This is a genomic window from Streptomyces sp. NPDC042364, assembly GCF_056437585.1.
Genome location: NZ_JBWKAJ010000002.1, coordinates 267,732 through 281,076, shown reverse-complemented (window position 1 = coordinate 281,076; position 13,345 = coordinate 267,732). Strand labels below are relative to the sequence as shown.

Annotated in this window: 11 protein-coding genes; 4 read left to right on the top strand and 7 right to left on the bottom strand. The window is 73.7% G+C overall.

Going from position 1 to position 13,345, the window contains the following annotated elements; all coding sequences use genetic code 11:
- The first annotated feature begins 82 nt into the window (after positions 1-82).
- The 3 genes from AC067N_RS04540 (at position 83) to AC067N_RS04530 (ending at position 4,227) form a co-directional block, all read left to right on the top strand.
- A complete protein-coding gene (locus AC067N_RS04540) occupies positions 83-574 on the top strand; it encodes an NUDIX domain-containing protein (RefSeq protein ID WP_478677410.1) in 492 nt (163 codons plus the stop codon).
- Between the two features lie 399 nt (positions 575-973).
- Positions 974-3,412, top strand: coding sequence for a protein kinase domain-containing protein (locus AC067N_RS04535; RefSeq protein WP_478677409.1), 2,439 nt, complete (start codon positions 974-976; stop codon positions 3,410-3,412).
- A gap of 80 nt (positions 3,413-3,492) precedes the next feature.
- Positions 3,493-4,227, top strand: a complete 735-nt coding sequence (locus AC067N_RS04530; protein WP_478677408.1) for an SIR2 family NAD-dependent protein deacylase — start codon at positions 3,493-3,495, stop codon at positions 4,225-4,227.
- A 114-nt stretch (positions 4,228-4,341) separates the two neighbouring features.
- On the opposite strand, the gene AC067N_RS04525 is transcribed toward AC067N_RS04530, so the two are convergent.
- From AC067N_RS04525 to AC067N_RS04515, 3 genes are all read right to left on the bottom strand, one after another.
- Positions 4,342-4,824: a methylated-DNA--[protein]-cysteine S-methyltransferase gene (locus AC067N_RS04525; RefSeq protein WP_478677407.1), complete on the bottom strand. Its 483-nt coding sequence runs from the start codon at positions 4,822-4,824 to the stop codon at positions 4,342-4,344.
- A gap of 19 nt (positions 4,825-4,843) precedes the next feature.
- Positions 4,844-6,352 carry an AlkA N-terminal domain-containing protein gene (locus tag AC067N_RS04520; protein ID WP_478677406.1) on the bottom strand — a complete coding sequence of 503 codons (1,509 nt, stop codon included), beginning with the start codon at positions 6,350-6,352 and terminating at the stop codon, positions 4,844-4,846.
- A gap of 85 nt (positions 6,353-6,437) precedes the next feature.
- A complete protein-coding gene (locus AC067N_RS04515) occupies positions 6,438-8,405 on the bottom strand; it encodes a heavy metal translocating P-type ATPase (RefSeq protein WP_478677750.1) in 1,968 nt (655 codons plus the stop codon).
- 57 nt (positions 8,406-8,462) lie between these two features.
- On the opposite strand from AC067N_RS04515, the gene AC067N_RS04510 reads away from it, so the two are divergent.
- Positions 8,463-8,834: an ArsR/SmtB family transcription factor gene (locus tag AC067N_RS04510; RefSeq protein ID WP_055523282.1), complete on the top strand. Its 372-nt coding sequence runs from the start codon at positions 8,463-8,465 to the stop codon at positions 8,832-8,834.
- A gap of 30 nt (positions 8,835-8,864) precedes the next feature.
- Here the strand turns inward: AC067N_RS04510 and AC067N_RS04505 are convergent, their stop codons facing one another.
- From AC067N_RS04505 to eboE, 4 genes are all read right to left on the bottom strand, one after another.
- Positions 8,865-9,374: an O-acetyl-ADP-ribose deacetylase gene (locus AC067N_RS04505; protein WP_478677405.1), complete on the bottom strand. Its 510-nt coding sequence runs from the start codon at positions 9,372-9,374 to the stop codon at positions 8,865-8,867.
- A gap of 58 nt (positions 9,375-9,432) precedes the next feature.
- Positions 9,433-10,617, bottom strand: a complete 1,185-nt coding sequence (locus tag AC067N_RS04500) for a cytochrome P450 (protein WP_478677404.1) — start codon at positions 10,615-10,617, stop codon at positions 9,433-9,435.
- A gap of 13 nt (positions 10,618-10,630) precedes the next feature.
- Positions 10,631-12,049, bottom strand: coding sequence for an alkaline phosphatase family protein (locus tag AC067N_RS04495; protein ID WP_478677749.1), 1,419 nt, complete (start codon positions 12,047-12,049; stop codon positions 10,631-10,633).
- 122 nt (positions 12,050-12,171) lie between these two features.
- Entirely contained in the window at positions 12,172-13,335 is a 1,164-nt protein-coding gene (gene eboE / locus AC067N_RS04490; protein ID WP_478677403.1) for a metabolite traffic protein EboE, read from the bottom strand.
- Positions 13,336-13,345 lie beyond the last annotated feature (10 nt).

Sequence of the window (13,345 nt, the reverse complement as noted above, 5' to 3'; positions counted from 1 at the left end):
CGGGCATACCGGCCCGCGGGGGTTCGCGGTGTGCCTCCGAGCGCCGATTCCCCGCTCCTCGGGCGCCGTCTACGCTTCCTGGATGACCACTCAAGACTTCGCCGCGTACATCGCGAGCCTTCCGCGTGTCCTCGCCGGCGCCGCCGCGGTCCTGCGTGACGCCGAGGGGCGGGTCCTGCTCGTGGAACCCAACTACCGCGAGGGATGGGCGTTGCCGGGCGGGACGATCGAGTCGGACGACGGGGAGACGCCCCGGCAGGGCGCGCGGCGCGAGACCGCCGAGGAGATCGGCCTCGACGTCGACCTGGGGCGGTTGCTCGCCGTGGACTGGGTGCACGGCGCGGGACGGCCGCCGCTGGTGGCGTATCTGTACGACGGCGGGGTGCTCGGCGAGGACGAGCTGAGTCGCATCCGGGTGCAGGAGGAGGAGTTGCTGTCGTGGCGGCTCGTGCCCCGGGCCGAACTGACCGGCTACCTCTCGGAGACACTGGGCCGCCGGGTGCTCGCCGCGCTCGACGCGCTGGCGGACGGCACCGGTCCGGTCGAGCTGGAGAACGGGGTCCGGGTGGGCTGAGGACCGTCGACAATGCGCCACGGCTACCCGCTGTCGCGTTGACCGGCCGTTGACAGGAGTCAGCTGACCTATTGTCAATTCGCCTTGTACGGACGGTGAGAAGAGCAAGTGCCACACTTGATGGAAAATTAAAGCGTTGGCTGAAAACGCTGCCTGTCGGCCACTCCAGCCTCTAGGGTGACTTCAGACCCCGTCCGAGTGGCCGCCCCGTGCTCGCTCACTCCGGAACCGGGCCGGAACCCGGGATTCCCGGACCGGCGTACCGGGCGCGGGCCGCGGCTTCGGCAGGATCCGGGGCTCCGGGGAGCGGTCCTACGGGGTCCGCCCGGGCAGCCGGTCTCCCCCACCCAGCGCGGGCCGCTTCTCGCCCGTCTTCACCGAGAACAGGCAGCTGAGGTCATGGAACCACTTGGCCCTGACGATCCCGAGGTACTGGGTCCCCACCGGCTCGCGGCCAGGCTCGGCGCGGGCGGGATGGGGCGGGTCTACCTGGCACGCTCCCCGGAGGGGCGGTTCGTCGCGGTCAAGGCCGTCCGCCCGGAGCTGGTGAGCGACCGGAGCTTCCGCATCCGTTTCCGTCGCGAGGTGGAGGCGGCGGGGGCGGTCGGCGGCCGGTACACGACGCCCGTGGTGGACGCCGACCCGGACGGTCCGATCCCCTGGCTGGCCACCGAGTACATCGCGGGCCCCACCCTGGCCGAGGCGGTCTCCGAGCACGGGCCGCTGCCGGTGGAGTCGGTGCTGGCGCTGGGCGCCGGGATCGCCGAGGCGCTGATCTCGGTGCAGGCCGCCGGCCTGGTGCACCGCGATCTGAAGCCGTCCAACGTACTGCTCGCCGCCGACGGTCCGCGGGTCATCGACTTCGGTATCGTCCGCGCCGCCGACGGGTACGACCTCACCCGCTCCGGGGCGCTGTTCGGGTCCTTCGAGTACATGTGTCCCGAGCAGGCGACGGGTGAGCCGCTGGGCCCGGAGGGCGACGTCTTCTCCCTCGGGTCCGTGCTCACGTACGCCGCGTCCGGGCACGCCCCGTTCAGCGGGACGGCGGCGGCCACGCTCCTCTACCAGGTCGTGCACAGCCCGCCCGACCTGACCGGGGTACCCGATCCGCTCGACAAGATCATCAGTCTCTGCCTCACCAAGGACCCGCGGCTGCGGATCACCCCGGACAAGCTGGCCGCGGCCTGCGCGCCCGGCGGGGTGGAGCAGGTGACCGGCGACGGCTGGCTGCCGCCGTCGGTGACCGCGTCGATAGCCCTCCGCGCGGCGGCGGTCGCGACGTTCGCCACCGCACCGGACGACGTGCCCACCGGCCCCCCGGCCGGGGACGGCCCCGAGCCTTGTGCGTACGGCCGCGACGGGACGGGCGGCGCCCGGGAGCAGGACCGGGCGCCCGGTTCCGACGGCCGGGACGGGGCTCCGTACGCGCGCGAGCGAGCACCGTACGCCGCGGACCCGGCGCCCTACGCCCCCGACCGCGCACCGTGTGCCGCCGCGAGCCCGACGCCGTGCGCGTCGGAGGGGTGTGACCACTCCGGCCACCCGGCCGAGGCGGTGGCCACCGCCGATCCGCCGGGCGCCGAGGCTCCGGGAACCTACGCCGGCGGCTCCCCCGGGCAGCCGGAGCCGTACCGCCCCGCCTCGCCCGGGCACCGCCGGCCGCACGCCCGGTCGGGTCCGTCCAGGCGTACGGTGCTCGCCGCGTCGGCGGCCTCCACCACCGCGGCGGCCATCGGGGGTGCGGTGTTCCTCTCCCGGCGGAAGACACCGGCAGGGCGTACGGTGACGCCGCTCGGCCCGGCCCCCGAGCCGGCCTGGGTGTACCGGAGCGACCCGCTGCTCCAGGCGCCGGCCGTGTTCCACGAGGGGACGGCCCTGGTGAAGACCCGGCCGGGTGACCTGGTCTGTCTCGGCCTCAGGGACGGTGCCCGGCCCCTGTGGGTCTACCAGGGCATCAGCCAGTCACCCACCCCCGCGGTGCTGGCCTTCGACGCGGCCGTCGCGCTCGGTGAGGGCTCGACGGTGATCGGGGTGGATCCCGCCGACGGCTCGGAGCGGTTCACTATCGACTTCGGGCCGGACTTCCGGTTCACCACCCTGCTCGGCGTCGTCAGCGACCGCGACATATCCGTGATCGGTGTCCGGCTCCAGCGGGAGTCCGACGAGCAGGGGGTCGCGACGTCCACGGACACGGTCTTCGGCGTCGATCTCGCCAACCGCCGGGCCGAGATCATCCCCATCAGCCCGGAGGACGTCGGTATCCGGCTGGCACCGGTGATCATCCCGGGCTACTTCGTCTACGCCGACGGTCTGCGCAATGTGACGGTCAGGGACACGAACAGCTCCGGCGTCCTGTGGCGGCACCCCGTCGGCTACGACCTCCGGCCGGGCCTCGCCGTCCTCGGCCGGACCGTCTTCGCCATCGGCCGGGAACTCAAGGCCCTCAACCTCGGCACCGGCAAGGTGCGCTGGCGGGTGAGCCCCGATGACGGCCAGTTCGCCTCCCTGGGCGTCCACGGCAACACGGTGTACGTCACCGGCACCGACCCCTCCGGCGTGTACGCGTTCAACGCCGCCACCGGCGCCCGGCGCTGGTTCTGCCCCACCCCGCGCCTCGACGCCGACCACCCCGTGACCGCCGGACCCACCGCGGTCTACGTCCCCGCCTACAAGAACAGAAACGGTTTCTACGCCATCGACGCCGCCCGCGGCAGGCTCCTGTGGCACTTCACCGACGGTGTGGAGACCGGCGTCAACGACTGGCAGCTCGCCTGCGACCACTCCGGCCTCCTCGTCGCCCAGCACTACGACCGCGCCTACGGCATCCCCGCCGTCTGACCCGCCCGCGAGTCCCCCGCGGCCCCCGCGCCCCCGATATCCGCTGGTCCCGGCCGGGCGGGCGACCTACCCTCGGCCCCATGAAGAAGCCCCTCGTCGCCATCCTCAGCGGCGCCGGTGTCTCCACCGACTCCGGTATCCCGGACTACCGCGGCCCCCAAGGGCTGTGGCGGAAGGACCCGGAGGCCGAGAAGCTCGTGACGTACCAGTACTACATGGGTGACCCGGACATCCGCCGGCGCTCGTGGCGGATGCGGCGGCAGAACCGGACGCTGCAGGCCGAGCCGAACGCGGCACACCTGGCGGTGGCCGAGCTGGAGCGGTCCGGGGTGCCGGTGCGGGTGATCACCCAGAACGTGGACGGGCTGCACCAGCTGGCGGGGATGCCGGCCCGGAAGGTCCTCGAACTGCACGGCACGGCCCGGTCCGTGGTGTGCACCAAGTGTCATGCCCGTTCGCCGATGGAGGACGCGCTCGCCCGTGTCGACGCCGGTGAGGACGACCCGCCGTGCCTGACGTGCGGGGGCGTACTGAAGCCGGCGACGGTGATGTTCGGCGAGGGCCTCGACCCGATGGTGCTCGGCGAGGCCGTCTCCATCACCAAGGCGTGCGAGGTGTTCATCGCCGTCGGCACCAGCCTCCAGGTCCACCCCGCCGCCGGGCTCGCCGGTGTCGCCGTCGACCACGGGGCCCGGCTGATCATCGTCAACGCCGAGCCCACGCCGTACGACGAACTGGCCGACGAGGTCGTACGGGAACCGATCGGCACCGCGCTGCCGAAGCTGCTGCGCAGGGTCGGGGCCGTAGGCGCCTGAAGCCCGGCGGGGCCGGGGCTCCCAGACCCACGACGCCGTGACCCACGGGCGGGGACCACCCGTGGGTCATGGCCGATCCCCGGTTCCGCCGACGGCCGTGGCAGACCCGGCGGTTCAGAACAGCGCCGTGCCCCGTTCGAAGTCCAGCAGGCTCCGCTTGCGCTCCAGGCCGCCGCCGTAGCCGGTGAGGCTGCCGTCGGAGCCGACCACGCGGTGGCAGGGCACGATGATGCCGACCGGGTTCCTGCCGTTGGCGAGGCCGACCGCGCGGGACGCCCTGGGGCTGCCCAGGGCACCGGCGAGTTCGCCGTACGAACGGGTCTCGCCGTAGGGGATGCGCACGAGCTGCTCCCACACACTGCGCTGGAACGGGGTGCCGTGCAGGCGCAGTGCGAGGGTGAACTGCCGCAACTCGCCCGCGAAGTAGGCCTTCAGCTGCTCCTCGGCCTCGGCGAAGAGGGTGTCGTCGCGCGGGCCGAAGTCCTCCTGCGGTGGTCGGTGGCGCTGACCGGTCATGTAGAGGCCGCACAGCACCCCGTCGTCGGCGACGAGGGTGAGGGGGCCGTAAGGGCTGTCGATCACTGTGTGCTGCTTCATGGCAGGTCCTCGAACGGGGCTATGCGGGAAGGAAGTTGATGGGGTGACCGTCCGTCGCCCACAGATACTGGACCGCGTACGCCCGCCAGGGCCGCCAGGCCGCCGCGCGGGCCGTGAGCGCGGCCGGGGTGGACGGCAGGCCCAGCTCCGCGGCCGCGCGCCGGATACCGAGGTCGGTGGGGAGGAAGGCGTCGGGGTCGCCCAGTGCGCGCATGGCGATGACGTCGGCGGTCCACGGCCCGAAACCGGGCAGGTCGAGGAGGCGGGCGCGGGTCTCCGCCCAGTCGCTGTCCACCCCCAGGTGAAGCTCGCCCTCCGCGAGCCGGCGGACCAGGGTGGTGAAGGTCGTCCGCCGGGTGCGGGGCATCGCGAGGGTCTCGGGGTCGACGGCCGCGAGCGCCTCGGGCGAGGGGAAGAGATGGGTGAGGCCGCCCTCGGGGTCGTCGACCGGATCGCCGTGCGCGAGGACGAGGCGGCCCGCGTGGGTCCGGGCCGCGGCCGTGGAGACCTGCTGCCCGAGCACCGCCCGTACGGCGAACTCCGCCTCGTCGACGGTGCGCGGCACCCGACGGCCGGGGGCCTTGTCGACCAGCGGGGCCAGCACCGGGTCCTCGCGCAGCTGCTCGTCCACCGCCACCGGGTCGGCGTCCAGGTCCAGCATCCGGCGGCAGCGGCTGATGGCGACCGGCAGGTCACGCAGATCGCCGAGGGTGAGCCGGCAGGCGATGTGGTCGGGTCGCGGGGTGAGGCCCACGATGCCGTGCCCGTACGGCAGCCGGAGCGTGCGCCGGTACGCGCCGTCGCGCCACTCCTCCACCCCCGGGACGGCGGTCGCGGCGAGGTGTCCGAAGAGGTTGTCGGGGTTGAGCGGGGCCCGGAAGGGAAGCCGCAGCGCCAGCACACCCGGTGTCCCGGCGGAGTCGCCGGGTGCCGCGGCCGGCAGCCCGGCCCGCTTGGCGGCGCGTTCCCGCAGCTCGCTGGGTGAGAGCGCGAAGACCTCCCGCACGGTGTCGTTGAACGTCCGGATCGAGGCGAACCCGGCGGCGAACGCGATCTCCGCCATCGGCAGCGCGGTGGTCTCGATCAGCAGCCTCGCGGTCTGCGCCCGCTGGGCGCGGGCGAGGGCGAGCGGCCCGGCTCCCAGCTCCGCCAGCAGCTGCCGCTCGATCTGCCGGGTGCTGTACCCGAGCCGGCGGGCCAGCCCCGGCACGCCCTCCCGGTCGACCACCCCGTCCGCCACGAGCCGCATCGCCCGGGCCACCAGGTCGGCCCGCTGGTCCCATTCCGGTGACCCGGGACTCGTGTCGGGCCGGCACCGCTTGCACGCCCGGAACCCGGCCTGCTGGCAGGCCGCCGCGCTCGGGTGGAACGTCATGTTCTCCGGCTTCGGCGGCACCACCGGACAGCTCGGCCGGCAGTAGATCCGTGTGGTCAGCACCGCGGTGAACACCCACCCGTCGAACCGCGCGTCCTTCGACTGCACGGCCCGCACACACCGCTCCACGTCCCTGTACATCCCGTTCCGCATGGCTCAAGCATCGAGCACGGAAGGAGGCGGGGGCTGGCGAGAATCCGACATCGAGGTGGGGCCACCTCGTCACCGCGGGTGCCCTTCAGGCACCCTGCCCCACTGCTCGCCGCCAGGCGCCTTCCCGCAGCAGCCGCAGCCCGTTGAGCCCGACGAGCACGGTGGACCCCTCGTGCCCGGCGACCCCCAGCGGCAGCGGCAGATGCCCCGCCAGGTCCCACACCACCAGCACGGCGATGCACACCCCGGCGATCACCAGGTTCTGCACCACCAGCCGCCGAGCCGCCCGCGACAACCGCACCACCGCCGGAATCGCGACCAGTTCGTCCCGCACGACCACCGCGTCCGCCGTCTCCAGCGCCAGGTCGGACCCGGCCCGCCCCATCGCCACCCCGGAGTGCGCGGCGGCCAGTGCCGGCGCGTCGTTGACCCCGTCCCCGACGAACAGCACCTTGCGGCCCTCGCCGCCCTGAAGCTCCCGTACGGCCGTCACCTTGCCCTCCGGCAGCAGCCCGGCCCGCACGTCGGTGATCCCGGTGGCGGCGGCCACCTGCGCGGCGGTCCGCGGGTTGTCCCCGGTCAGCAGCACGGGAGGCGTGCCGGTCACCGCGGCGAGCCCCGCGACGGCGGCGGACGCGTCATGGCGCACGCGGTCCGTGAGGGTGAGCACGCCGACGGCGGCCCCGTCCCGCTCGACGAGCACGGTCGTCCCGCCGCGGTCGGGGCCGTCTCCCTCGCCGCCCTGGGCCTCGCCGTACTCCGCCGGCCGCCCCACGGTCACCACCCGCCCCTCGACCGTGGCCCGTACTCCACGCCCCGGCGTGGCGGTGAACTCCTCGGCGGGTGCCACCCGCAGCCCTCGCGCACCGGCCGCTGCCACCACCGCGCGGGCCAGCGGATGCTCGCTCGGGTGCTCGGCGGCCGCGGCGAGTGCCAGCAGTCCGTCGTCGTCGAGCCCGGAACCCGGCAGCGGCCGTACGGAGGTGACCTCGGGCGCGCCCTCGGTGAGCGTGCCGGTCTTGTCGAGCGCGGCGGCGTCGATCTCGCCCAACCGCTCCATCGCGACGGCCGACTTGACCAGGACGCCGTGCCGGCCGGCGTTGGCGATGGCGGAGAGCAGCGGCGGCATGGTGGCCAGCACGACCGCGCAGGGCGAGGCGACGATCATGAAGGTCATGGCCCGCAGCAGCGCCTCGGTGAGGTCCTCGCCGAAGGCCAGCGGGATGCCGAAGACGGCGAGGGTGGCGACGACCACCCCGACGGCGTACCGCTGTTCGACCTTCTCGATGAACAGCTGAGTGGGCGCCTTGGTCCGGGACGCCTCCTCCACGAGGCCGACGATCCGGGCGATGACCGAGTCGGCGGGGTCGCGTTCGACGCGGACGCGCAGCGCGCCGTTGCCGTTGAGGGTGCCGGCGAAGACCTCGTCGCCCGGCGCCTTGGGCACCGGCAGGGGTTCACCGGTGATGGTCGCCTGGTCGGCCTCGCTCTCCCCCTCCAGGACCTGACCGTCGGCGCCGATGCGTTCGCCGGGGCGGACCAGCACCACGTCGCCGACGGCGAGCCGGTCGGTCGGCACGGTCTCCTCGGTGCCGTCCGGCGACAGCCGGGTCGCCGTGGTGGGGGCGAGGTCGAGCAGGCCGCGTACGGAGTCGGCGGTACGGGCGGTGGCGAGGGCCTCCAGGGCGCCGGAGGTGGCGAAGATGACGATGAGCAGGGCGCCGTCGAGGACCTGGCCGATCGCGGCGGCGCCGAGCGCCGCGACGATCATCAGCAGATCGACGTCGAGGCTCTTCTCTCGCAGCGCCCGCAGCCCTTCGAGGGCGGGCTCCCAGCCGCCGGCCGCGTACGCGACGGCGTACAGCGGGCCGTAGAGCCAGGCGGAGGTGCCGGCGAGGTCCAGCGGGAAGGCGACCAGGAAGGCGACGGTCGACGCCAGGGCCCAGCGCGCCTCGGGCAGGGCGAGGACGCGGGTACGGCGGCGCGGGGCCGTCGACTCGGGCGTACGGCGGACCGGTGAGGGGACGAGAGTGGCAGACACCCGGCACACCATACAGGAACACATGAAGACTCATTCATGCCTTCATGTGCGATGGGTAAGATACTCGCCATGGGTCATGGAGCCGTAACCGCCACCGCGCAGGACGCCACCCCTCGTGTGCGTCTGGACGCGGGCAACGTCGCGAAGGTGGCCACCACCCTCCAGGCCCTGTCCACACCGTCGCGGCTGCTGATCCTGGCCCGGCTGCGGGAAGGCCCGCTCCCGGCGACCGAGCTGGCCGCCGAGGTGGGGATGGAACAGTCCGCGTGCTCCCACCAGCTCCGTCTGCTGCGGAATCTGGGGCTCGTGGTGGGTGAGCGCCGGGGCCGCTCGGTGGTGTACGCACTGCACGACCACCATGTCGCCGAGCTGCTGGACCAGGCCGTGTACCACGTGGAGCATCTGCGACTGGGGATCAGCGACGCGCCGGAGGGTGACTGAGCCCGCGGAGGGCCGGGTCCCTGACCACGCTCAGGGCAGCTGCGCCGCGAACGCCTGGTACGCCCGCTCGTCGAACAGGACGAACCTGACCTCCTCGACCGAGGTCTCCGTGGAGCGGACGGTCCCCACGGCGATGCGGGCGGCGTCGTCCATGGGCCAGCCGTAGACGCCGGCGGAGACGGCGGGGAAGGCGACCGTGCGGGCGCCCAGCTCGTCGGCGACCCGGAGGGATTCGCGGTAGCAGGAGGCGAGCAGGGCGGACCGGTCCAGGCTCTGGCTGTGGACCGGGCCCACCGTGTGGATGACCCACCGGGCGTCCAGTTCACCGGCCGTGGTGGCCACCGCCTGCCCCGTCGGCAGACCCTTGCCGTAGTGCGAGGCCCGGAGCCTGCGGCAGTCCTCCAGGATGGCGGGGCCGCCGCGCCGGTGGATCGCGCCGTCCACTCCTCCCCCGCCGAGGAGGGAGGAGTTCGCGGCGTTCACGATGGCGTCGACGGACTGCTCGGTGATGTCCCCCTGGACGAGGGTGATGGTGGTCATGACCTCCTCTATAGCAGCAGTCGTACGCCGTTCACGTGGACGTCGGGCGCACCGTCGGTCACCAGGCGACCGGCAGGGACCGCACTCCGTGCACCGGGCTCAGCGGCTGCGCGAAGTCCTCGGGGTCGGCGGTCAGGCGCAGGCCCGGCAGCCGGTCGAAGAGGGCGGGCAGGGCGATGCCCAGTTCGGCGCGGGCGAGGGACTCGCCGACGCAGTGGTGGGCCCCGTGCCCGAACGCGAGGTGCCGGGACGCGTCCCGGGTGACGTCCAGCCGGTCCGGGTCGGGGTAGACGTCCGGGTCGCGGTTGGCCGCCTGGAGGGGCACGATGACGCCCTCGCCGGCGCGGATGAGCACACCGCCCACCTCCACGTCCTCGGTGGCGACCCTGCGCATGCCCGAGTGCACCACCGTGAGGTACCGCAGGAGTTCGTCCACCGCGCCCGGCCACAGCGCGGGGTCGGCGCGCAGCGCGGCGAGCTGCGCCGGGTCGCGCAGCAGGGCCACGGTCGACAGGGCGATCATGTTCGCGGTGGTCTCGTGACCGCCGAGGAGCAGCACGAACGAGACGCCGACGGCCTCCTCGACCGTGGCCTGGCCGGTGGCCACCCGCTCCGTCGCGAGCCGGGAGAGCAGGTCGTCAGCGGGTTCCTCGGTCCGTCGGGCGAGCAGTTCGCCGAGGTAGTCGTACAGGTGGGCGCGGGCGGCCATCGCCTCCTGGGGGCTGGTGGCGATGGTGAGGAAGGTTCGGGCCTGGTGCTGGAAGAACGCGTGGTCCTCGTAGGGCACGCCGAGCAGTTCGCAGATCACCAGGGACGGCAGCGGCAGGGCGTACGCCTCGACGAGGTCCGCCTCGGTGGCCCCGTCGGCCGTCATGGTGTCGATCAGGTTCCCGACGTGCCGGGTGACGGAGGGGTGCAGCGACTCGACCCGGCGGTGGGTGAAGTCGCTGATGAGCATGCGCCGCAGCCGGTTGTGGTCGTGGCCGTCCATCATGAAGATCTGGCCGGGGGTGCGCGGGGTGGGCTGGGGACGCATGGTCGGGTAGCCGTCACGGGTGCCGTCGGAGCTGAAGCGGGCGTCGGAGAGCACCGTGCGGGCGTGCTCGTGCCGGGTGATCACCCAGGGGCTGCCGTCGCCCCAGAGCGCCACACGGCGGATCGGCTCCTCCGCCTGCCACTTGGCGTATTCGGGGGCGGGGTCGAGCAGGGGGCGGGCGGTGGGCAGTGGGGGGTGCGTGGTCATCGCGGTGCCGTTCCTATTTCGCGTCGTTGCCCGGGTGCCGGGCATCGGTGGGGTGGGGGGCGTCGGCGGGGTGCGGGGCGTCGGCGGGGTGCGGGTCGAACCGGGGGGTCTCGTCGGTGGCGGGGATTCCCGCGAGCGTCAGCAGCAGCCGTTTGACCTCGGTCGCGGCGTACGTCGCGCGTGCCTCGTCCGGTGCGGAGCACAGCAGTACGGGGCCGTCGTCGGGGTGGGCGGGGAGCCGGCCGTGGCTGCCGCTGACGCCGGAGGGGTCCAGCGGGACGGTGCTGACGCGGTAGCGGAACCCCAGCTTCTTGCGGGCCACCTGGCCGATCGCGCGCAGCTTCACCGCCGGCACGGTCTCGTCGTACAGCAGTTCGGCGGGGTCGTAGCCGGGCTTGCGGTGGATCTCGACCTGGCGGGCGAAGTCGGGGGCGCGCGCGTCGTCGAGCCAGTAGTAGTACGTGAACCAGGCGTCGGGGTCGGCGACCGCGACCAGTTCGCCGGAGCGCTCGTGGTCCAGGCCGTGGGCCTTCTTACCGTCGGCGTCCAGCACCTGGTCCACGCCGTCGAGTCCGGCGAGGAGCGCCGCGACGTCGGCGGTGTCGGCCGGGTCGCGGACGTGGACGTGGGCGATCTGGTGGTCGGCGACGGCGAATGCCCGTGAGGTCCACGGGTCGAGGTACTCCATGCCGTCCTGGGTGTACACGTCGAGCAGCCCGGCGCGGCGCAGGGCGCGGTTGATGTCGACGGGGCGGGAGGCGGGGGTGATGCCGTACTCGCTGAGCGCGACGACCGTGGCGCCCTCGCGCAGGAAGTGGTCGATCAGCGGGCGCAGCGCCTCGTCGAGCCGGCGGGCGCTCTCGGCGGTCTCCGGCGAGTCGGGACCGGACCGCTGGGGCTCGTAGTCGAGTTGGGGGATGTAGACGAGGGTGAGGTCGGGTTGGTGCTCGTCGAAGACCTGGCGGGCTGCGCCGAGGATCCACCGGGTGGAGGGCATCCCGGCGTTGGGGCCCCAGTAGGTGAACAGCGGGAACGGGCCGAGGCGGTCGGTGAGTTCGTCGTGCAGGGACGGCGGCCAGGTGTAGCAGTCGGGTTCCTTGCGGCCGTCGGAGTAGTAGACGGGGCGCGGGGTGACGGTGAGGTCGACGTCCGCGCCCATCGCGTACCACCAGCAGATGTTGGCGACCTTGTAGCCGGGGGCGGTCCTGCGGGCCGTGTCCCAGATCTTCTCGCCGCCGACCAGCGCGTTGTGCTGCCGCCACAGCAGTACCTCGCCGAGGTCGCGGAAGTACCAGCCGTTGCCCACCACCCCGTGCGTGGAGGGGGGTTCGCCGGTGAGGAAGGTGGACTGGACCGTGCAGGTCACGGCGGGCAGTACGGGGTCGAGGCGGGCCTGGAAGCCGCGCGCGCCGAGGGCCGCGACGGCGGGCATGTGCCGCAGCAGCTTGGGGGTGAGGCCGACGATGTCGAGGACGACGAGCCGGTTGACGGGCGGGGCCGGGGTGCTCACGGGCGGGGTGCTCCCCGGTGGGACGCTCGGGGGCCGGGTGCTGCTCACTGGTGATCCTCCTTGAGGCCGAGTCCGGTCATCCGGTCGCGGGCCCATGCGAGTTCGGCGGCGATGCCCCCGGCCAGATCGGCGGGCGGCTCGGGGAGGACGGACCAGGTGTAGGTCTCGACCTCGATGTGGTCGCAGTGGACCGAGGGCCCGCCGAGCAGCCCCGCGAGGACGGCTGCCAGCTGGTCCGCGGTGGTGCGCAGCGGCGGCTCGGGGTCGGCGTGCAGGGGGGCGTGGAAGTGGACGCGCCAGGGCCCGGTGCCGGTGGGCAGGCCGCCGTCGAGGGCGTCCGGCAGATCGTCGACGGCCTGGACCGGTGCCTCGGGCGCGGCGGCCGTACGGGTCTGGTGCAGGAACCGTGGCTCCGCGAGGCGCCGCAGGGCGGCGCGGGCGGCGGGATCGCCGGGGTCGGCGGCCTCGACGGCGCAGGACGCCTGGAGCTTGACCACCGGAAGCCCGGCGTCCGCGAGGCGGGCGAGGGCTGCCCCGGGCTCCTCGAACTGCACGGCGAGATGGCAGGCGTCGAGGCAGACGCCGAGCCGGTCGGGGTCGAGGCCGCGCAGTTCCCGTACGGCCTGGACGGTGGTCTCCACGACACAGCCGGGCTCCGGTTCGAATCCGACGCGAACGCGGCGGCCGGTGTCCGACTCGATCGCGGCGAGCCCGTCGGCGAGCCGGTCCAGGGCCCGGCGGGCGGTCTCGGCGCGGTCCGGGGGCCAGGGCGTGCGCCAGGCCAGCGGCAGGGTGGAGACACTCCCCCGTTCGACGTCGTCGGGGAGGAGCGCGGCGAGCGCACGGGCGCAGTCGAGGGTGTGGCGCAGCCGGGCCTCGTCGGCCCAGTCGGGCTGGTAGACGTCCTTCTTGACCACGTCGCGGTGGAATCCGGCGTAGGGGAAGGCGTTGAGGGTGACGGTCTCCAGGCCGCGCGCGGCGAGTTCGGCCCTGAGATGGTGCAGGTCGTCCTCGTCGTCGACGAGCCGGGTCACCACGTCACGGGCGAGCCAGAGTCCGATGCCCAGCCGGTCCGCGCCGAGGCGCTCGCGTACGGGCCCGGCGTACGCGGCGAGTTGGCCGATGACGCCTTCGAGGTCCTCCGCCTGGTGGACGTTGCTGCAGTAGCCGAGGTGGACGGTGGTGCCGTCCGGGTGCCGGAGTCGCATGGCCGGCCCC